We start from the raw sequence: 19,753 nt of genomic DNA, 5'->3' as shown, positions 1-19,753 counted from the left end.
TTAATGAAATCACATAAGTTATATATTAAAGCGCCACATGTAATTCATTAGTGATATTTACACATAAAAAACTCATTTGAAATACACGTGGTGCTTTATATATAATTAACACTTCATACATAATTAACAAATTAAAATAATGTATCTTGTTATAAAAATAAAAGTACTACTATCACTGAAAGTAGTCATGAGTGTAGTAACGCAGACTTAGTCTGAATTATTCTAGTTTAAACGAGTGAGTAAAGACTTGTCGTTGCATCCTTACCTCGTTAATATTTAAATTATATATCTAACAAGGTACCTGGAATTATTTAACTATTACGATTTTATTTTCCCGTACTAAAAACAACTTTACAACTAAATTAATAAATAAAATAATAGAACTGTGATTTTTCATGTATCATTGGAGGGTAAAGTATGCGTTATTTATTATCTCTGTCTGTTTTTCTTATTGTCTCTCTTAATCCTGCATTTGCTGAATGGACTGGTGATAAAGCAGAAGGTATGCATTCAGGCATGATTATAAATAAATTTCATTCAGGCCAGATTGATGGGAAACCTTATTTCTGCATTGAGGCATTCAAGCCGTCAACAACGATAACAGCCTGTTCAGTAAAGGACACCTCTATATGGGGAGCATCATATAACACGTTATATGATCAGGCTATGCATTATTATACAACCGGTAAGCTTATCAGAGTTTATTACGCTCCGGATGTCTGGACTCATAAGCGTTTTGTGAGGGCACTTACAGCAAATGCTCTGGTTGGATTCTCAACGTGTATCTCGGAAAGTTCGTGCTTTGGCCCGGATAGAAAAAAACCGTAAATTTACTGTGTGTTATAAAATGAATGTTTCCTTATAATGTCAACAAACCCGCCAATGTGCGGGTTTTGAGGTTATTGACAAAGTGCCCGCGACGGAGAGAACAGGCAGATCGTAAAGACGCCGTAAATACATCCATGTAGGCTCGAGCCGCGCCATCCTTGGCGCGGACGCTTTACTCCTCTGCCTATCCTCACCGTTCAAGATCGCGTCATCGGGGTTTGTCAGCAGTCTGCAAACCCGCCAATGTGCGAGTTTTGTTATTTCTAAAGCCATATTCAACTAAAAAGATTCAATTTGTCTGATTTTTTGCTTCGGATCTTGAAAAAATTCACCGTACTTTTAAAATTCTTATTCACTGAAAGCGGTCATCGTATAATGGCTATTACCTCAGCCTTCCAAGCTGATGATGCGGGTTCGATCCCCGCTGGCCGCTCCAATTCAGCACATCATTCAGTGATGAGAAGGCGTTTGATGTGTTGCACAATTGTATAGGTGTTGGCGCTGCATAAAAGTAACTCCGTGTAGATGTGCAGTCGTATTCCAGCACCTATGCCAATGGTGATAAAGATACATCAATGGTATGTTCTTCATAATACAACATCTACTTAACATTTTATCTCTGCCCGGATTTTACAAGTATTTAGAGGGATTTGTTAAATCTCATTATTGGAAAAAAGAGGAGAAACCCTCCTAAGACAGCATGACTTCCATATTATAAAAATAGGTTTACAACATAGCTTATAATGTATTTTTGGCATCTATCTTGTTAGAAGAAATCCCTTTCTCGTTGTACACATCCATCAGTTTTTTACCCGAAAAATTATAATATATTTCTTCACCTAAGACTGACTACTCCTTAACCTAAAAACAAGATTTACGACATATTCTGGTGGAGAAATATATCAACACACCCTCCGATAATATTGGAATTAGTATCACTAACATAGAGAGATCAATTACCTTACTAAATCCAAAAAATATGGAAGTAGCTTATTAATAGATGATTTTTTATATCCCTCACGATAAAAGTGCTTTTTATTTAAGAAACTATAACCTAGCCTAATATAAATGGATTTGTAGATCCGCAGGCCAATTAGAATCGATAGCCGGCACCAAGCATCCATGTACCAACTTTCGCATCACCCAGTTTGGAATACTCATATGAAGCATCGATAACAACATTTGGATATGGATTAATCTGCCCCCCCAAGCCAGCTACCATTGCTGTTTTACTTACACTATCAGATTGATCAAATAAAGATAATTTAGATTTCCCATGAGAAGCACCAATTAATCCATACAAGCTAACATACTCATTAATACGGAAGGTTGGGCCTATTTCCAGAGAATAAAAATCTATATTTACAGACCCTACTTTACTATTGCCATAGTAAAAATTATATCCTTTATGAGTATAAGAAAATGAGTTAATCACCCCCCAATGATCATTAACTTCATAACGATACTTCAGGTTAAAACCTTGAGGGTTATCCCCCAATGACGCTCCACCTACCTTTACATGGCTTTGAGCATACCCAACAGAAATACTATTTTTGTCAGCAGCATATATATTAGCAGACACAGTTGATAAGCATGAAATCAATGAATAGGTTAGTAATATTTTTTTCATAAAATCACCCAATATATTAGAAAAACACCAAACATTACATTAGCCATGCGATTGACATTGCCAACCAGACAATAACCAACACTTGGCATGTATAAATATTATTATCAATAAAAATCGCCTTATACTCCACTCTGAAAGACAATATTTCATGGATTACCTGATAATTCAGACAAAATGAAAATACCCAGCTGAATTTCAAGTCTCATTTAACTCAGAATAGTACCGAAAAGCCCCAGAGTCTTAGATAATTAGGTGACTGAGGTACTTTTATGAACTACGTTGTTACACTTTATTTTCTCATTAGCACTCTTACCTCTCTGTGATTTTACCTTACTAATATTAATAGGCGTGGCATCTTTGGAGAAAAACCATTCCAGCACTGCAAAAATAAAAGGCAGCAAAAGTAATAAAACAAAAAGAAAAATAAACATCAGATTTAAAAAATGATATTTCGCATGATTTTCAGCAAGTCCAACTATCATGACAGACACCTCTGAATTAAATAATCATGAAGATGAAAAAAATAGATATAAGACACCAAAATAAGCACAAGCATCGTTTTATCAGATAATAAATGACTCTCGTACAAACATAAACATCTCCTTTATCAATAAACGCTCGAAGCAGGGTGAGTTATAATTTTTAGGCATTTATTTTCGCATTACCAGATAGATTAATACGAAAACAAAAATGGTAACTATTATAGCCCAGAAAATCCGGGGTAGTTCCAGACCACAAACCATATAAATTCACCTATCGATGCATCCTATTGCGGTAGAATAAAGTGATACAGACATATAAAATAATAAGTTGAGTTAAAAAATAGAATACTAAAATAACAATCCTACTTTTAGTATTTATTTCTCATTACTGTTAGCAGCACGATTATTTTCAGCAGCTTGATCGTTCTCCACATCCTCATCGTTGTCCTCACACTATCAGATCAATCAATTCAGGCAGGGGATCCGCCCACCTCACCCGGAGAGTGTCTCCACCCGCTCAGGCGAGAGCATGACTAGCCGAAACTCATGCACACAGGAAAACCCATACCGCTGGACAAAGCTGCGCCGCTGGTTGTGTACCGTTTTGATACAAGCCCCCTTTTCCCTCGCGTACTTTGTCACCCCACTGTCACTCATCAGACTCTCGTATACCGCCCCGGTACGTTTCACCGATTCAGGGGGAACAGACATATCATCCGCCCGCTTACGCTCAATCAACGAAGCGATACTGTCTCTTATCAACTGCCGTAGCGCCCGCAGCCCCCGCTTATATCCATGACCAGCTATCATGCGCAAGCGCGGATGCCTAATAACCGCTGAGGGGACACGAGAAGGGTGCAGTACAATAATGGTGCAGTTATAGCGAGACAAGAGCGTATGCAGCTTATCAATATACCGCTCTCCCCATCCCAATGCAGGCTTATCGCTCCAGCACATCACCAAAATATCATCAGGCCCGAGAGGCAGCCCAAAATGATAACGGCGGTAAGGCAACCCCATGTCATCTATGATGTGACATAACCCGATGTATTCGTAATCACATGCTCCATATAATGTCATTATCGGGTGCATTTTGTTGTCCCCTCGGCTCGTTTGGCATGGAACCATGTCACTGCCTTTACAACCTCCTCTATTGTGCTTTCAGGGTAGCTGAATATTAAGTACGATCTGCCCTTTGGTCGTCCCTGGCCTCAGTTTGTCTTTATCTACGTACATGAAACATTGCTCACCAGCCCCCATCCCTCTAGAGCAAGAACGGCCATCCGGCATCGTGATACGTACCGCCGTAGTAAACCCCGCATCGACATCTTTGGTGGTGGCAGTCACATACGCCCATATGTTACTGTCATCCGTAACGGTCAGAATCGGAACATATGGATTACTTTGTGATACGTTGTGCTGAATTTGCTCATCGTACGTTGCAGACCACTTGACCGCTTTCGCAGAGAAATTGCTCTTATCTTGCCAGGGATGATATTGCCCATTCGGCCCCCACGCATACCACGGATTGGGGAGCGTAACTTTTGTACCCGATGGCATTATCGTGACAGAGCTAGGCCCATATTCAGACGGTGCCGTTATAGAGTTATAAACATAAACATTCGTATACGAATTCATCCATGCGTCTGGTCCCTTAACGGCCACTTCAATGACACATGTAGCCTCCCCTGCGTATCCTGCTTGCAGTTTTCTCACTTGCAGTTTGATATCGTTCGTATAACCATCAAACCCATTCGCTAGTTCGCACTGATACGCTGAGTTTGTGGCTGGTTGGATAAGATGTGCGTACTCTTTACTGTTATAGCTGGAAAGCACCCCAACATCAGTAATAACGTCACCAATTTTGCTGTTATCCGCTCCAATATACGTACTGAGTACAAGCTGCACGGACGTCATCGCCAATTTTTCGTTACTTAGAGTTATCATTCCTGCGTGTCCAGTTGTTATTCTGAATAACACCAGCAGCACGATTACCGTTGTTCTCCACATCGTCGAAACCTCACATCACAAAATCATTAATAGAACTCTTTGTTTGTAATAGATGCAGTAGACTCAGGCCGGATACACCACATCAAAGCGGATCGTCGCGCTTATCTGTCCGCGTGGGTCTGACGTACTCACCTCCGTTACCGGCGACAAACGGCAACTGTTATTTATCCCCGTCTGTATACAAAACGCATCCGTATCATTCCCGGTTAACATCACACTCTTTCCATTGTTTTCCAGCCACAGCAACGGCCCCGAACTTCCCGCATTTCCATCAATCGGGAGTACCATTATGTCATTACCCGCAACCAAGCTGCCGTTCTGGTTCTTGGCCTTCAGCGCTGTCTTGACCGGCGTATTACCCTGACATGTGATATCCACCGTAAACGGCGCATGCGTTTTCCGTCCGTCACTTATCACTCCCAAGTCATAGTTTAAACTGGCGGCGTTGCTGCCATTAAACCCCAGTGAACAGGTGGGCTGGTTGTTGATCAGCGTGACCTCTATTGTTGCCGTGTCTGACGTCGCGGCCCCGGCTTCGGGTGGCAATGCCATGCTAAGAAAGAGTAAGCTCACGCCCGCATATCGCTTAATGCCACGTATCATCATCTCCTCTCGCTCCTCGTTTGTTGTGCTTCTTCTAACCCTTCAGTAGTGTGTAGCTATCAACACCGCCCCAGTCATTGACAGCATCAATCGTCACCGTGCCATTCAATGCATGCTTACCGATCAATACTTCACTCAATGGTGCCATCTGAGCCAAAGCATTTTGCTCAGCAGAACTTAATTTGACCGCCTGACCGTTTACCTTCACCCCTATGACGGCAAAGTAATAAGGGGTCGGATTGCTCAGGTAGGTCTTCCCGCCGTTGTGAATCACCCTGACATTCTTTTCTGCCTCTTTACGCCCCTCGATAAGGGATTTCGGGCGATAAATAAGCTTCACTTTGGTATTGACCGCCACCGACAGCACGTTTTTGTCTTCCGTCTTCGGCTTTGGGGGAATTTCTTGTACATTCAACCAAAACAGCGATTCCCGATCCGTCGGCAACCTACTGTCCGTCTTCATGATTCGCACTATCTGCTTCTGATTGGCCCCAATTTTGAAGAATGGGGGTGCCGGAACCATGTACACGCCATCGCCCTGATTGGTGTTATCCACCCAGACCTGCCCTCCAAACGTTTCCTCAGCCTGGTTTGTTACCTCAAAGGACAAGTTCTTCTTACCTTCTTCATAGATAAAACGCGTCCCGTTCAGGACAAAAGCAGCCATCGCATTACCACACACCGCCATGGATAGCAGAAAAACCATCCCCCATTTCATCACCTTATTCACAACGTACCTCCTGAACCTTATTGGCATCAGCCTGTATCCCGCTCATTGAAAAACGACAGGTACTCCCCTTATCCAAGGTGACTTTCACCCACGTCGGCGCGCTCAGCAGGTTCATCAGCAACACCCCGTTATTGGCAATAAATCCGGCATCCAGTCCCTGTTCCGTACGCGCACTGCCCCCATCCAGAATTTTGCCATTACGGTCTTTTACTCGCAGGATATAGCGCTGTACATATTTTGCTCCGAACTGGCGATAGACTACCGCCTTCTCCGTCGGCACCACGTTATAAGACGTAGTTTGAAGTTCTAAATCATCCGGCACGTTCTCCATATCGACATTAATGCGATTGAGTGTGTAGTCCGACAGGTTGACCACCGTATACCCCTTGCGATTGGTCGGTGCCGAGCGGTTAAAGCGCACACCAGCCACATTCGGCATCCGAACAATTCCCAGGGTATTCCCCGTTTCTTTGGTCAACAGCACACCACTTTCCGGCGTCCCCAGTGCGGTACCGCTCACACTGCCTGAAACGCTGGTTTGATGGCGGCCCTGTGTTAACATCAGGCGGGTCTGTATGGCATCGAATCCGTAAGACACATTACCGCTCAGATTTCGGTCTCCTTTTTCATTCAATGAGGTATTCAAGCCGTAACTGAAACGGTCTGTTGGATTAGCTGACACCCCTGCTGTCATCCCCATTTTTTGGTGGCTGCTATAATTCATCCCCGTGCTACTGTAATGGCGTACCCCCCCCAGATTGAAAGGCACACTAAAGGAGATGGAAGTACTGTAATCAGGCTTATCCAGATAGGGTTGCTTGCTGTAGCTTCCGCGCAGGAACATCGATACATCACTAAATAGCGTGCTACTGAATGAGATATCCCCCCCTGTCGCATTGCCATCTAGCCACCAATAGTTCTCCCGCCAGCCAAACAGGCTCAGGTTGACATCCCCCAGGCGCTGTGAAAACCGCATCTCATAACGCGCTTTTTTGTTGTTACGGGCATAGCGATCCGTGGCATCAAAATCGGCAAACTCGATATACCCCTTACTTTGATAGCGGTAGGCCAGTAACTGCAGGTCGGTGCTGTCGGAAAAGCTCTTAGCGTACTTGGCATTCGCGCTGTGACCATTTTTTCTCACGCCGTGGTCATAGCGCGCCTGTGCCAGAGTTCCCCCGATCGAGAAAGCCCCGAACACGCCCAAAGACTGCGTCATGCTCAGGCCACCTGCCTGATACTTATTGTGCAAAATCGAGGATGCATTGAATGTCGTACCTGGGAAGCCATATCCCAAACTTCCCAGCCAGAAAAGGCCATTCTCACCGGAGGAAAAAGCATCTTTAATATTGCTGCTGTTTGTTTTACGCCCGGTGGCCATGTTGTACTCCAGCTCCCCCGGACGTAGCAGGGTTGGCAGCGTAGTGACCGGGTAGAGGGTGGTGGTCTTGTGACCGTTAGCATCTTCCACCGTCACTTCCAAGTCACCGTTCCCCACAGGACGTACATCATCCAGTTGGTAGGGACCAGGTGGAACCACTTTTGAATACACCGTATAGCCACTCTGGGTAATGGTGATACGGGATGTGGAATTGGCAACCCCACTGATCAGTGGGGCATACCCACGCAACTCCCACGGTGTCATATTGCTGTTGGAGCGCAGTGATGCCCCATAAAAACCAAAATCACTGAACAGAATGCTCCGCGTCTGGGATTTCCCCAGCAACAAATCCCCTCGCAACTGACTGATAGCTGTCGATAGCGTAATATCCCGCGCCGCAAACTCACTGGAGCCGCTGCTATTTTTGGTGGCATTCATGTTGCTGGCCAATACCCAACGTCCCAAATTAACTATCAGGTCAGTGTTGGCAAACGCACTGGTTTTTTGTCCAGATGACTGGGAAAAGTTACCGAAATATTTCAAGCGCGCAGCACTCACCCCATAGTCCCAGTGGCTGGGGTCGGTTTTACTGATGAGATAAGACTGGGGAATGCTGAAGACCAGGCTTTGGGCACCAAAGTCAAAATCCACATGTGTATATGGATTTTTACTCAGCTCATAGCACTGTTTCGATGCATTCAACTCAGAGGTATAATTATCCAGACGAACTGGAACACCTGCAGCTTTTAACCAAGCCGGTGATAAACATAAAACATCAGCCTTATCTTCTTCGGGGGAAATATTTAATTGCGCCTTGCCGATATTTTCTTTATTGACGATAACATCAATATAATATTGACCGACAGGATAGCGTGAAGCCGTATTTAATATGGATGGCGTGACACTAGTACCTTGCAAAAAATCAAGATTAAGCTCCGAAGCAAAAGAAAAGCGTGAGAATAATGCAAGGCTCAGTACTGACAACGTAAATATCTGTGGGCGCAATAACACAATTCACCCTCCTTTTTCGATTAAACGAAATAAGAAAAAAACTCGAGCAAGCGATATAAAAGGGGTGTCTCCACCCCTTTATTTAAATAAAGTTTGTATATGCTGATAAACTATTATTTATAAAGGACCTGGACTGAAGCAACAGACTGGAATTTACCCGGAACCTGGCCACCTTGTAACTTGGCTTCAAATTTAAAACCATCACCAATGACTTTATTGGCTTCAAACGCAGCAGATGTATTAGCACTATTGATAGACACCTGAGCATCCTTAGCATTCACGCTAGTCAGCAGAACTCTAGAACCTGTAGCGTCACCAGAGGTCATCCCTAAACCAACTCCATCCATTTTCGAAGAAAGCCACATCACCTCTGCGGTCTCCTGAGCGCTCAAGCTGGCGCACTCAGGAGTAGTTGCGTTAGAAGCAGTCAGAGCAAAAGTCACTGGCTGCCCCGTCTGACCTTGCCCAACAACGCCCAGATCAACGGTATTTCCCATAACGCCAGGAGATGGGGAAACTGTAATATCACAGGTTTTAGCGGTGACCCCACCAGTGAACGTTACATCAATAGGGGCCGCATAAGCTGCTGACCCACCCATTACACCCAATGCAATAACAGAAGAAATAATACTCTTTTTCATGTGAGTAACCCTATTTAATTAGTTGGTTAATAACATTTTCCAGCATGGCTGGCCTTATTTTCCTTCATATTTAAAACAGCAAGGAAAATAAGGAAAACCATGTCACTCCTTTGTTCCCACACATAAATAACTCACAGGAAATACCTTTAAAACAACACTTGACAATATTGACAATATATTACCTGCCACATCTTTATGCATGAATGCTATACGAATTTTTATGCTATTAAAAGCAATTTAATCGATCTTTTAAACTAATTATACCGTTTAACACAACATAAAAAACCAAAATAAAAACAAATAAAGGAATAAGAAACCAAAACGCCGCAAATTGGCAACAGAAAAGATCGTAAACTACAAATAAAAAAGTAAAATAATTTTTTTTATTGTGCAAAATAAGATATTGTGCCAAACAAAGGAAATGTTTTAATAAATAACAAGTTACAACAAAGACAATTTAATCATTGTTTGCATGATAACTGTTTTTAGGTGTTTGCTATTAATGAGATGAGCATTGAAATTAAGACAAAGTGTAAAAAAAAAGAGTTTAAAATACTGGACATAAGAAAGTTTTTTATATAATCACACGCAGTTAGTCACTCTTTGACATTCCCTTCTTCCGTATAGACCGTATTGCTTCTATTATCCTTTTTTACATATCATCCTTTGGTTTCGGGAGTCACGATATTGACGGTTTGTAGAAACTAACAGTGTTAAGGTTTCAAACGGGGCATGAGAAAAAGAGGTTGAGTGACACACAGATCACGGCTCTACGGAGAGAAACAGCCAGAAGGAACCAGCTATAGTACAGCAATAGAATGATGAATAATCGGAACAGCAGAGGCCATAATATCCACACTCAGTGGGCTAACTATGACAACGTTAGTCAATTTAATTTTTCAATCACCTTTTAAAAGCAATTAATTATCAACCCATAGATTCATTTACAGCTAACATTGCCATCATAATGAAAAAAAATATGCTCCATCTTTTCTTCAAAAAACACCAAACATGCTTACCAATATTAAGCACGCAATCTATATACATATGCACGTACAAGAACAATAAATTTAAAAAACATAATGTTATATTTTGTAATCTCACCGTCCTATTAATTTAAACGTTAGTTAATTTATTTATTTTTACTATTTTTACATTAAAAGCTTTCACATTAAATAAATTTAACCTAAAACATGCTATACACGTCTATTTATTTTAAACCAATAACCACCTAATTATTAATTCAACGCAATGTTATTTAGTTACATTTATTGTAACCGTTTAAGGAGAATAGAATGGTTAATTATACGAAGAAAATTAGTGACCTTCTTTACACGCATGATTATTTAACCACAGCAGAAATAGCATATGCATTAAACATCTCTGTATATCAAGCGCGCTATCACTTACTGAAAGAGTACCGCAAGGGAACGATTTCGATGAAGACGACAGGACGGGGAGGGAAAGTTAGATGGTCAAGAACTATCGCGAATGGCGATAAGTAAATGGATAAAACGTTGATAAGTTATTTTTGGACAGAAAAGCATGATAGTCTGATTTTACATATCAATATGTGGATTTTTTAGCCTCCACGAATATGAGTGTATTGTCGTTGAATAACCTTGGAACATTGTAATAATAGTGGAAAATACGAGTAAATGGCTCGCTCGATATTTTATACCACTATGATGGCCAAGCATTATTTAGTGAAAACATCCATTCATATCAATCTCCAATAGATTAGGCATCTGAACTAATATTAGTTTATCTCTAACAGATGTTCTGCCAGAAAAATTTTCGATATAAATTCTGACGCCGACGTCTGGATAATATGGACTGACAGTAATTCAGATATAAAACATCACCGAATTACGTCATTTTGGGTGATATGAACATTGCAGTAAAACGAGACGCAAGCCGAGCAATAGAATTAAATTCAAAAACAACGCTTAAATTAAATCACCTCCGACTTAATATGCTTATACCCAATTGATTTCGAGATGCAGGCAGGCGGCAACCGAGCAACAAATGGGTCGGGAACCCATTTGAATAGCATTTATGCTGTCCGAAGAGGGAGGCTCATTAATCCCCAGAAGCTTAGATAACTAAGTGACTGGGGTGAGCAAGGACAGCCTACCCTGCAGCGCGGCTTTTGCTGACTGACTGCCGTTAATGCCACAAAACCCGTCAATCTGCCACCAGAATTCCATTTTGTGATCATCATCATTCTTACCTACTGAATTTTGCCAGTTTTCCTTGTCCTAAGGCAGTCAGCCGAAGGTGACAAGACTGCACACTATTTAGACTCCTTCGTCATCAGCGGTTTGTGCGCCCTTCATATTCTGCGCCTACCCGCACCATCACAGCGAAGGATAATAAGATGAATAATGCGATTATATTGGGGATAATTTGGCATCTGGTCGGTGCTGCCAGTGCAGCGTGTTTCTACGCGCCGTTTAAACAAGTTAAGAAATGGTCATGGGAAACCATGTGGTCTATTGGGGGGCTAGTCTCCTGGCTTATCCTGCCATGGACGGTCAGTTATCTGTTATTACCTGATTTTTGGCAATATTACGGTTCCTTCAGCATCGCTACCTTACTGCCGGTATTTCTATTCGGCGCTATGTGGGGGATAGGTAACATCAACTATGGCCTGACCATGCGTTACCTTGGGATGTCGATGGGAATAGGGATAGCCATCGGTATCACACTCATTATCGGCACGTTGATGACCCCTATTCTGCAAGGGCGTTTTGATGTGCTATTCGGTACCCCAGGTGGGCGAATGACCCTTTTAGGGGTGTTCGTCGCTCTGATCGGTGTTGCCATCGTCAGTTATGCCGGGTTACTGAAAGAACGGGCAATGGGCATTCAGGCGGAAGAATTCAACCTGAAGAAGGGGCTAATATTAGCCGTAATGTGCGGCATTTTCTCCGCCGGTATGTCATTTGCCATGGATGCCGCAAAACCGATGCATGAAGCCGCCAGCGCATTAGGGATCAACTCACTGTATGTCGCCCTACCAAGCTACGTCATCATTATGGGAGGCGGGGCGATCATCAACCTCAGCTATTGTTTTATCCGGTTGGCAACACTTAAAAACTTGTCAGTCAAAGCCGATTTCTCGGTTGCCAAGCCACTGCTGATCACCAATATTCTGTTCTCGGCGTTAGCTGGTTTAATGTGGTATCTGCAATTCTTCTTCTATGCCTGGGGCCACGCCAAGATCCCACAACAGTATGATTATATGAGCTGGATGCTGCACATGAGCTTCTATGTATTGTGTGGCGGTATTGTCGGCCTGCTACTCAAAGAGTGGAAATGTTCAACCAAAAAGCCTGTTGCAATGCTGTGTATTGGTTGTCTGGTGATTATTCTGGCTGCGAATATTGTTGGTTTGGGTATGGCTGCGTAATATCTGTTATTAAAGATCGTACTATCTATTATTAAAGATGATGATATTGACGGGCAGCGTTGAAAAACCTGTCCGTTATCTTATGGCTAATCGTGGTGAAGAATAATGCTAAATGAGAGCGCTGTGGTTATCACGGCTCATTTTTAGCGGGTAACACCGGGGAGCGGATAAAGCGCTGGCGATAATCTCGTGGGGTCATACCGGCTTCACGGGTAAAAACAGCCGAGAAATAGTTACTGTCCTCAAACCCACAGCGAGCGGCGATATCACTGATACGATGCTCACTGCCGCGTAATAAACACTTGGCATGACACAAGCGAATCTGGCGTAGGTAGTGGCTGATACTCATGCCGGTCTGCTGGCGGAACAGTTGCTTGAGAGAACGTTCAACCAACTGATTTTTATGGCAGAAATCGGCCATGTCAAAATGGGCTCCCAGACTTTGCTGCAACGCAGACATGATTAAATCAAGCTGCTCGCCATCGGGCAGTAAGTGAGCTTGCTCAGCTCTATAGCGATGCCGTTTCAGCACAATGGCAAGTTGCAATAACAGGACTTCAGTCAGTTGTATCGACCAGGAATCCGTCTTGCGCGATTCCTGCGCCAACTGTTGAATGATAGGCCGTGCCTGCGCCATGCCTTGTGTCGTTAACCGCCAATAGCCCTGATTCTGTTCATGTCCAAAAGGCGGCAGTAACTTATGCCATTGCGCATTCAGGTGGAGTCGCTCTGGGCAATAGATAATATTATCTAATACCAAATCATGTACTGACTCGTAGCTATGATGGTCTGCGGCTTGAATATAAAAAACGTCCCCACAGGTAATGCGATAGGGGTGGTCATTCAGGACATGTAAACCATTTCCCCGCCAGACAATCACAATTTCACAAAATTGATGGGTATGCTCTACGAAGGTTTCCTGCGGGTATCGATTGGTTACCGCCACCGGCATCTGTTCCGATGGTAAATAATCCCGGCTTTCTAACAGCAGTGGTACCCGCATGTGTACAGCCTTATCGTTATAGGTTAATTAATGACTCGTTCATTATCTTGAAACTGCCAATTTTTACCGTGATACCCTTCAATTTTTACCGTAATACCCTTCACGCCCTTTCTTGTTAGGGCAATTCAAGCGGCTAAAGTTGACTACGCAAATCACGGGGAGACTGCGAAAACTCTCGCTTAAATAAAGTTGAGAAGTGGTTGCTGTCGCCAAACCCACACAGATAAGCGATGTCAGTAACGCTATTGTCGCTGTAACACAGTTGATGACGGGCTTGCAGTAAGCGCAAACGTGTCAGATAGCGTTGGGGCGTCATCCCGGTCTTATTTTTTAACTGGCGGTGTAGAGTACGTAACGGCAATGCAAAGCGATCAGCCAATTCCAGCCATTCAATCGCCTCGCTATAGTTATTTTGTAGCCAATCCAACAGTTGGTATAACCGCCCTTCCTGATCATCCCCCGCCTGCGTCTGACACCCTTGCCACAGTTTCACCAATAGCTGCATAAAAACACTTTCATGCAGAGCGATATCCTCAACCCGATCACTTTTCGGGGCGTGTTCCAGACAAGCAATCAAGCACTTTATTTGCTGTAAAACCTGGCCGTTAACCCGCCAATGGGAGGGGTAGACCCCATCACACTCTCGGGGCAGGAAGTGCCCGACACCGGATAAAAAGCGAAAGGCATCTGGGGCACGAAACAATACGTTGGTGAGGAACAGCTCATCAGTGGATTCAAACAAATGGCGATCATGGTCACGGACAAAACAGACGCAACCGCGACTTAATGTATAGGGATTGCCATTAAAAACATGTACGCCCGCCCCCTCTTCAACAATAACAATCTCATAAAAATCATGATGATGCTCAGGATATGCCGATTGTGGCGCACGCGTTTCAATCGCCACGGGTGCTGAGCTGGAAGAGAAAAAATCAATACTGTGCAATACAGTCATCTTTTACCCTCTTTCGACAGGCACGGCGAAATCGCCCTGCTTCAGCCCTTGATAGTAAAAGCTGCAGTGATGACTAAACCTTCAATTTTTGACATTAAAAACCACTTTGGCAGCGATTTTTTTTAGATAGGCATGACAATGTTGAAAAGTATGCGCGGGGTCACAGGGGAATGAGCAGCCGCCTAAATACGAAACTGTGAGCTGTTTCACTTTCACTTTCGTCATTCTGCCATCAAGCCATAGCGGTTGGCAGTGATGAGAAGGTCGTCTAACAGGCAAATTTCTACACTGTTGGCATTGAGAAACAACAGGCCGCTTATCATGCCCACACAATCTACATGTTCACCATCTACATGTTCACAACCCATATGTTCACAACCCATATGTTCACAACCTACATGTTCACCATCGGTAGCCACATCGCCAAAAGCCGCACGGCACATGGTTGCCATTGACCTTGGCGCGTCCAGCGGGCGGGTGATGCTGGCAAGTTATTATCCCGGTCAGCAACAGCTTACATTGCGGGAAGTCTGCCGCTTTACCAACCAGATTAAATCTATTGATGGCTCCGATGTCTGGGATATCGATGCCATTGAACAATCTATCCGTGAGGGGCTGAGCCAACTAGACAGTGAAGGGATAGCGCTGGACAGCATCGGTATTGATAGCTGGGGGGTTGATTTTGTTTTGCTTGATAAGCAAGGGAAACGGATCGGACAGCCAGTATCTTACCGTGATAGTCGTACTCAGGGAGTGATGGCGCGGGCGCAGCAGACGCTGGGTAGCAATGCGATTTATCGCCGTACCGGTATTCAGTTCTTGCCGTTCAATACGCTGTATCAACTGCGGGCATTAAGTGAACAACAACCTCACTTACTCGCCGATGTTACCCATCTATTATTGATCCCGGACTATTTGCATTATCGCCTTACCGGCCAGCTAAACTGGGAATATACCAATGCCAGTACTACCCAGTTGCTCAACATCGAAACCGGCGATTGGGATAGCGATTTACTGGCCTATGCTGGCGTACCGGCCCATTGGTTTGCCAAACCCGGCAAACCTGGGAATACCATCGGCTATTGGCACAGCGCCAACGGTCAGCAGGTTCCGGTGGTGGCCGTTGCCACCCATGACACGGCCAGCGCAGTTCTTGCCGCCCCCCTCATTGATGCTGATGCTGCCTATCTTAGCTCCGGCACTTGGTCACTTATGGGCTTCGAAAGCGGTACACCACTCACCCACCAGCAGGCACAGTGCAGCAATATCACCAACGAAGGAGGGGCTGAAGGCCGCTATCGCGTACTCAAAAATATTATGGGTCTGTGGCTACTGCAACGGGCGACGGATGAATTGCAGATTGACGATTTACCGCAGCTTATTGAGCAAGCGGCACAACAACCCGCTTGCCGCTCGCTGATCAATCCCAATGACAGCCGCTTTATTAATCCACCCAATATGTGCCGTGAGATCCAAAACGCCTGCCGTGAACATCAGTTCCCCGTGCCGAACACAGCCGCCCAGCTGGCCCGTTGTATCTTTGATAGCCTCGCCATGCTGTACCGGCAAGTGGCTCAAGAATTGGCAACACTCCGCGGACGCCCAATCAGCCATTTACATATCGTCGGTGGCGGCTGTCAAAACCAATTTCTGAATCAACTGTGTGCCGATGCCTGTGGCTTGAATGTAAGCATGGGGCCGGTTGAGGCCTCCACGCTCGGCAATATTGGTAGCCAATTAATCTCGCTGGGTGAGGTCGCTGATGTCACCCATTACCGCCGTATCGTGGCGAATAACTTCCCATTGCACCATTTATCCCCTCACGACAACTCGGACTTTGCTGCCCATTGGCTGCAATTCCAATCACTGAGTCAATTACCTAAGGAACTTTGCATATGACGAACTCTATTGAACAGGCCTGGGATCTGGCTAAACAGCGTTTTGCCGCTGTCGGCGTTGATGTTGATGCCGCACTCACCCGTCTTGATACGTTACCGGTCTCTATGCACTGCTGGCAAGGCGATGATGTCACCGGTTTTGAGGATCCCGATGGCGTATTGACCGGCGGAATTCAGGCAACAGGAAACTATCCTGGCAAAGCGCGCAATGCGACCGAGTTGCGTTCTGACCTTGAACTGGCTTTGGCATTAATTCCTGGCCCTAAACGACTCAATTTACATGCTATTTATCTGGAATCTGACACGCCGGTTGCGCGCAATAAAATTGAGCCGCGCCACTTTAGCCACTGGGTTGCATGGGCAAAAAAACACCAGTTGGGGCTGGATTTTAACCCTTCTTGCTTCTCTCACCCCCTCAGCGCTGACGGCTTTACCTTGTCTCATGCCGATCCGGAAATCCGCCAGTTCTGGATTGAACACTGTCAGGCTAGCCGCCGGGTTTCTGCCTATTTTGGTGAACAGTTAGGAACGCCGTCGGTCATGAATATCTGGATCCCCGATGGCATGAAAGACACACCGATTGATCGCCTTGCCCCCCGTCAGCGCCTGCTATCGGCTCTGGATGAAGTCATCAGCGAGAAGTTAAACCCGGCTCACCATATTGATGCGGTTGAGAGCAAATTGTTTGGTATTGGTGCTGAAAGTTACACCGTGGGCTCTAACGAGTTTTATATGGGCTATGCCGCCAGTCGCCAAACGGCGCTGTGTTTGGATGCGGGTCACTTCCATCCAACCGAGGTGATTTCCGACAAAATATCCAGCGCCATGCTGTATGTCCCACGCCTGCTATTGCATGTCAGCCGTCCGGTTCGCTGGGACAGTGACCATGTGGTGTTACTGGATGATGAAACCCAAGCCATCGCCAGCGAAATTATTCGTCACAACCTATTTGATCGGGTTCACATCGGCCTCGACTTCTTTGATGCCTCCATTAACCGGATTGCCGCTTGGGTTATTGGCACCCGCAACATGAAAAAGGCCCTACTGCGCGCCTTACTGGAACCTACCGACATGCTACGTCAACTGGAATTGCGCGGTGATTACACTGCACGGCTGGCACTGCTGGAAGAGCAAAAGTCCCTGCCATGGCAAGCCATCTGGGAAGGTTACTGCCAGCGCAATGACGTTCCGGTTGATGCCCGCTGGCTCGACGCAGTACGTGAATATGAACAACAGACTCTCAGCCAACGTTAAGGACTCATAATTATGCAAGCTATTCTATCTTCCTGGTTTATTCAGGGAATGATTAAAGCCACCAGTGATATGTGGCACAAAGGGTGGGATGAACGTAACGGTGGTAATATCAGCCTACGCCTGCTCGCTGAAGAGGTTGAACCTTATCGTCGTGATTTTTACCAACAACCGCGTAACGTGGAGCTCACGCAACCAGCTCCCGAACTGGCAAATAGCTGGTTCCTTGTCACCGGTTCCGGCAAGTTTTTCCGCAATGTTGAATTGAACCCAGCAGAAAATCTGGTGTTGCTACAAGTCAGCAATGATGGCACGGCATATCACATTCACTGGGGCCTAACCCAGGGAGGGTTACCCACCTCGGAGCTGGCCGCTCACTTCCAATCTCACATCGTCAAAATGCAAGTCAGCGGCGGCACCAATCGGGTCATTATGCATTGCCATGCCACCAATCTGATTGCCCTGAGTTATGTACAAAAACTGGAGAACGCCAGCTTCACGCGCCTGTTATGGGAAGGCAGTACGGAATGTTTGGTGGTATTTCCTGATGGGATTGGCATTGTGCCATGGATGGTGCCGGGCACCGATGGGATCGGTACACAAACGGCGGAGCAAATGCGTGAACACAGCCTGGTGCTTTGGCCTTTCCACGGTATTTTTGGCAGCGGACCCACACTGGATGACGCCTTTGGCCTGATTGATACCGCCGAGAAATCAGCCGAAATCATGGTAAAAGTCCTGTCGATGGGCGGTAAAAAACAGACCATTTCACGTGAACAACTGATCGCGCTGGCGGCTCGTTTTGATGTTACGCCGATGGCAGCGGCGCTGGACGCCTAATCCCTTCGATTAAAGCCCTGGCTAACGTCGGGGCGAATCATTTATGCGTTATTTGAGGAGTACAGTATGAGTTTCATGTTGGCACTACCGAAAATCAGCTTGCACGGCACGGGTGCAATCGGCGATATGGTTAAATTACTCAGTGACAAACAGTGGGGGAAAGCACTGATTGTTACTGACGGGCAACTGGTTGAACTCGGATTATTGGACAGCTTATTCGCGGCGATGGAGCAGTATCAGTTACCTTACGGGCTGTTTGGAGAGGTGTTTCCTAATCCGACAGAAGAGTTGGTACAGGCCGGTTTTGCCGCCTTTACGCTGCATCAATGTGACTATTTGATTGCCTTCGGTGGCGGCAGCCCCATTGATACCGCCAAAGCCATCAAGATACTGACTGCCAATCCAGGGCCATCTACAGCTTATGCCGGTGTGGGTAAAGTTGAACAAACAGGTGTTCCCTTAATAGCCATCAATACCACGGCGGGAACGGCGGCAGAACTGACCAGTAATGCGGTGATTATTGATAGTCAGCGGCAAGTGAAGGAGGTGATTATCGATACCAATATCATCCCTGATATTGCGGTTGACGATCCCTCAGTGATGCTCAATATTCCTGCCAGTGTCACGGCGGCAACGGGGATGGATGCCCTTACCCACGCTATCGAAGCGTATGTTTCGTTAGGTGCGCATACGTTAACGGACCATTCAGCACTCGAATCAATCCGTCTTATCAGTCAATGGTTGCCATTAGCCGTCGCTGACGGCAAAAACCTGCAAGCGCGCGAAATGATGGCATCTGGGCAGTACTTGGCCGGTATGGCATTTAACAGTGCTGGTCTAGGTTTGGTTCACGCACTGGCCCACCAACCGGGCGCCACACATAATCTTCCTCATGGCGTCTGCAATGCTATCTTGCTGCCGGTGATTGAAGAATATAATCGCCCGCAAGCCACCAGCCGCTTTGCCCGAATTGCACAAGCAATGGGGGTAGACACTCAGGAAATGAGTGATGAGCAAGCAAGTCATCATGTAAGTATCCCACCAAAACGACCCATTCATTTTTAGAGATCTTCCG

General features: G+C 45.3%; 18 protein-coding genes, 1 tRNA gene and 1 pseudogene. 8 read left to right on the top strand and 12 right to left on the bottom strand.

What is annotated here, in order from left to right:
- Positions 1-417 precede the first annotated feature (417 nt).
- Positions 418-828 (top strand): subtilase family AB5 toxin binding subunit, encoded by a 411-nt coding sequence (locus AC971_RS12860; protein WP_025382343.1) that lies wholly within the window; start codon positions 418-420, stop codon positions 826-828.
- A 31-nt stretch (positions 829-859) separates the two neighbouring features.
- Here AC971_RS12860 and AC971_RS24325 read toward each other — a convergent pair whose 3' ends face one another.
- Positions 860-964 carry a gluconate 5-dehydrogenase gene (locus tag AC971_RS24325; protein WP_071825463.1) on the bottom strand — a complete coding sequence of 35 codons (105 nt, stop codon included), beginning with the start codon at positions 962-964 and terminating at the stop codon, positions 860-862.
- Between the two features lie 225 nt (positions 965-1,189).
- Between AC971_RS24325 and AC971_RS12855 the strand changes: the two genes are divergently transcribed.
- A tRNA-Gly gene (locus AC971_RS12855) sits at positions 1,190-1,264 on the top strand.
- Between the two features lie 657 nt (positions 1,265-1,921).
- Here the strand turns inward: AC971_RS12855 and AC971_RS12850 are convergent.
- The 8 genes from AC971_RS12850 to AC971_RS12815 all read right to left on the bottom strand — a co-directional run bounded on the left by AC971_RS12850 (position 1,922) and on the right by AC971_RS12815 (position 9,316).
- Positions 1,922-2,458, bottom strand: coding sequence for an Ail/Lom family outer membrane beta-barrel protein (locus AC971_RS12850; protein ID WP_025382342.1), 537 nt, complete (start codon positions 2,456-2,458; stop codon positions 1,922-1,924).
- A gap of 248 nt (positions 2,459-2,706) precedes the next feature.
- Positions 2,707-2,940, bottom strand: a complete 234-nt coding sequence (locus tag AC971_RS12845) for a hypothetical protein (protein ID WP_025382341.1) — start codon at positions 2,938-2,940, stop codon at positions 2,707-2,709.
- Positions 2,941-3,432: 492 nt separating this feature from the next.
- Positions 3,433-4,032, bottom strand: coding sequence for a glycosyltransferase family protein (locus AC971_RS12840; RefSeq protein WP_025382340.1), 600 nt, complete (start codon positions 4,030-4,032; stop codon positions 3,433-3,435).
- A gap of 69 nt (positions 4,033-4,101) precedes the next feature.
- A complete protein-coding gene (locus AC971_RS12835) occupies positions 4,102-4,887 on the bottom strand; it encodes a hypothetical protein (RefSeq protein ID WP_144236066.1) in 786 nt (261 codons plus the stop codon).
- Positions 4,888-5,013: 126 nt separating this feature from the next.
- Entirely contained in the window at positions 5,014-5,556 is a 543-nt protein-coding gene (locus AC971_RS12830) for a hypothetical protein (RefSeq protein ID WP_025382338.1), read from the bottom strand.
- A gap of 31 nt (positions 5,557-5,587) precedes the next feature.
- Positions 5,588-6,283, bottom strand: coding sequence for a fimbrial chaperone (locus AC971_RS12825; protein WP_025382337.1), 696 nt, complete (start codon positions 6,281-6,283; stop codon positions 5,588-5,590).
- On the bottom strand, positions 6,276-8,675 hold the full coding sequence (pefC, locus tag AC971_RS12820) for a PefC/AfrB family outer membrane usher protein (RefSeq protein ID WP_025382336.1): 2,400 nt from the start codon (positions 8,673-8,675) through the stop codon (positions 6,276-6,278). The genes AC971_RS12825 and pefC overlap by 8 nt, the downstream gene beginning before the upstream one ends.
- 113 nt (positions 8,676-8,788) lie before the next feature.
- Entirely contained in the window at positions 8,789-9,316 is a 528-nt protein-coding gene (locus AC971_RS12815; RefSeq protein WP_025382335.1) for a fimbrial protein, read from the bottom strand.
- A gap of 1,295 nt (positions 9,317-10,611) precedes the next feature.
- Here AC971_RS12815 and AC971_RS12810 point away from each other — a divergent pair.
- Together AC971_RS12810 and rhaT are read left to right on the top strand one after the other, a co-directional pair.
- Entirely contained in the window at positions 10,612-10,821 is a 210-nt protein-coding gene (locus tag AC971_RS12810) for a FaeA/PapI family transcriptional regulator (protein WP_025382334.1), read from the top strand.
- Between the two features lie 875 nt (positions 10,822-11,696).
- A complete protein-coding gene (rhaT, locus tag AC971_RS12805) occupies positions 11,697-12,731 on the top strand; it encodes an L-rhamnose/proton symporter RhaT (protein ID WP_025382333.1) in 1,035 nt (344 codons plus the stop codon).
- Positions 12,732-12,861: 130 nt separating this feature from the next.
- Here rhaT and rhaR read toward each other — a convergent pair whose 3' ends face one another.
- The 3 genes from rhaR to AC971_RS12790 all read right to left on the bottom strand — a co-directional run bounded on the left by rhaR (position 12,862) and on the right by AC971_RS12790 (position 15,132).
- Complete coding sequence (gene rhaR / locus AC971_RS12800; RefSeq protein WP_025382332.1) at positions 12,862-13,734, bottom strand: HTH-type transcriptional activator RhaR; 873 nt, start codon at positions 13,732-13,734, stop codon at positions 12,862-12,864.
- Between the two features lie 133 nt (positions 13,735-13,867).
- A complete protein-coding gene (gene rhaS / locus AC971_RS12795; protein WP_025382331.1) occupies positions 13,868-14,689 on the bottom strand; it encodes an HTH-type transcriptional activator RhaS in 822 nt (273 codons plus the stop codon).
- 221 nt (positions 14,690-14,910) lie between these two features.
- Positions 14,911-15,132, bottom strand: coding sequence for a hypothetical protein (locus tag AC971_RS12790; protein WP_025382330.1), 222 nt, complete (start codon positions 15,130-15,132; stop codon positions 14,911-14,913).
- Here AC971_RS12790 and rhaB point away from each other — a divergent pair.
- The 4 genes and pseudogenes from rhaB to AC971_RS12770 form a co-directional block, all read left to right on the top strand.
- Positions 15,131-16,588, top strand: a complete 1,458-nt coding sequence (gene rhaB, locus AC971_RS12785; RefSeq protein ID WP_025382329.1) for a rhamnulokinase — start codon at positions 15,131-15,133, stop codon at positions 16,586-16,588. The genes AC971_RS12790 and rhaB overlap by 2 nt on opposite strands.
- Positions 16,585-17,841 carry an L-rhamnose isomerase gene (locus AC971_RS12780; RefSeq protein ID WP_025382328.1) on the top strand — a complete coding sequence of 419 codons (1,257 nt, stop codon included), beginning with the start codon at positions 16,585-16,587 and terminating at the stop codon, positions 17,839-17,841. The genes rhaB and AC971_RS12780 overlap by 4 nt, the downstream gene beginning before the upstream one ends.
- 12 nt (positions 17,842-17,853) lie before the next feature.
- Entirely contained in the window at positions 17,854-18,678 is an 825-nt protein-coding gene (gene rhaD / locus AC971_RS12775; RefSeq protein ID WP_025382327.1) for a rhamnulose-1-phosphate aldolase, read from the top strand.
- 66 nt (positions 18,679-18,744) lie between these two features.
- Positions 18,745-19,701, top strand: a pseudogene (locus tag AC971_RS12770) (iron-containing alcohol dehydrogenase); the annotation flags it as partial.
- Positions 19,702-19,753: the final 52 nt, after the last annotated feature.

The sequence above is a fragment of the Yersinia similis genome, assembly GCF_001053095.1.
Classification (GTDB): domain Bacteria; phylum Pseudomonadota; class Gammaproteobacteria; order Enterobacterales; family Enterobacteriaceae; genus Yersinia; species Yersinia similis.
This window is presented reverse-complemented; position numbering and strand designations above follow the sequence as displayed.

What these genes read in the sequence shown, in the direction of transcription:
- AC971_RS12860 (WP_025382343.1), top strand. Translation starts at nt 418, where the DNA reads ATGCGTTATTTATTATCTCTGTCTGTTTTTCTTATTGTCTCTCTTAAT.
- AC971_RS24325 (WP_071825463.1), bottom strand. Translation starts at nt 964, where the DNA reads ATGGATGTATTTACGGCGTCTTTACGATCTGCCTGTTCTCTCCGTCGC.
- AC971_RS12850 (WP_025382342.1), bottom strand. Translation starts at nt 2,458, where the DNA reads ATGAAAAAAATATTACTAACCTATTCATTGATTTCATGCTTATCAACT.
- AC971_RS12845 (WP_025382341.1), bottom strand. Translation starts at nt 2,940, where the DNA reads ATGATAGTTGGACTTGCTGAAAATCATGCGAAATATCATTTTTTAAAT.
- AC971_RS12840 (WP_025382340.1), bottom strand. Translation starts at nt 4,032, where the DNA reads ATGCACCCGATAATGACATTATATGGAGCATGTGATTACGAATACATC.
- AC971_RS12835 (WP_144236066.1), bottom strand. Translation starts at nt 4,887, where the DNA reads ATGATAACTCTAAGTAACGAAAAATTGGCGATGACGTCCGTGCAGCTT.
- AC971_RS12830 (WP_025382338.1), bottom strand. Translation starts at nt 5,556, where the DNA reads ATGATGATACGTGGCATTAAGCGATATGCGGGCGTGAGCTTACTCTTT.
- AC971_RS12815 (WP_025382335.1), bottom strand. Translation starts at nt 9,316, where the DNA reads ATGAAAAAGAGTATTATTTCTTCTGTTATTGCATTGGGTGTAATGGGT.
- AC971_RS12810 (WP_025382334.1), top strand. Translation starts at nt 10,612, where the DNA reads ATGGTTAATTATACGAAGAAAATTAGTGACCTTCTTTACACGCATGAT.
- rhaT (WP_025382333.1), top strand. Translation starts at nt 11,697, where the DNA reads ATGAATAATGCGATTATATTGGGGATAATTTGGCATCTGGTCGGTGCT.
- rhaR (WP_025382332.1), bottom strand. Translation starts at nt 13,734, where the DNA reads ATGCGGGTACCACTGCTGTTAGAAAGCCGGGATTATTTACCATCGGAA.
- rhaS (WP_025382331.1), bottom strand. Translation starts at nt 14,689, where the DNA reads ATGACTGTATTGCACAGTATTGATTTTTTCTCTTCCAGCTCAGCACCC.
- rhaB (WP_025382329.1), top strand. Translation starts at nt 15,131, where the DNA reads ATGGTTGCCATTGACCTTGGCGCGTCCAGCGGGCGGGTGATGCTGGCA.
- AC971_RS12790 (WP_025382330.1), bottom strand. Translation starts at nt 15,132, where the DNA reads ATGTGCCGTGCGGCTTTTGGCGATGTGGCTACCGATGGTGAACATGTA.
- AC971_RS12780 (WP_025382328.1), top strand. Translation starts at nt 16,585, where the DNA reads ATGACGAACTCTATTGAACAGGCCTGGGATCTGGCTAAACAGCGTTTT.
- rhaD (WP_025382327.1), top strand. Translation starts at nt 17,854, where the DNA reads ATGCAAGCTATTCTATCTTCCTGGTTTATTCAGGGAATGATTAAAGCC.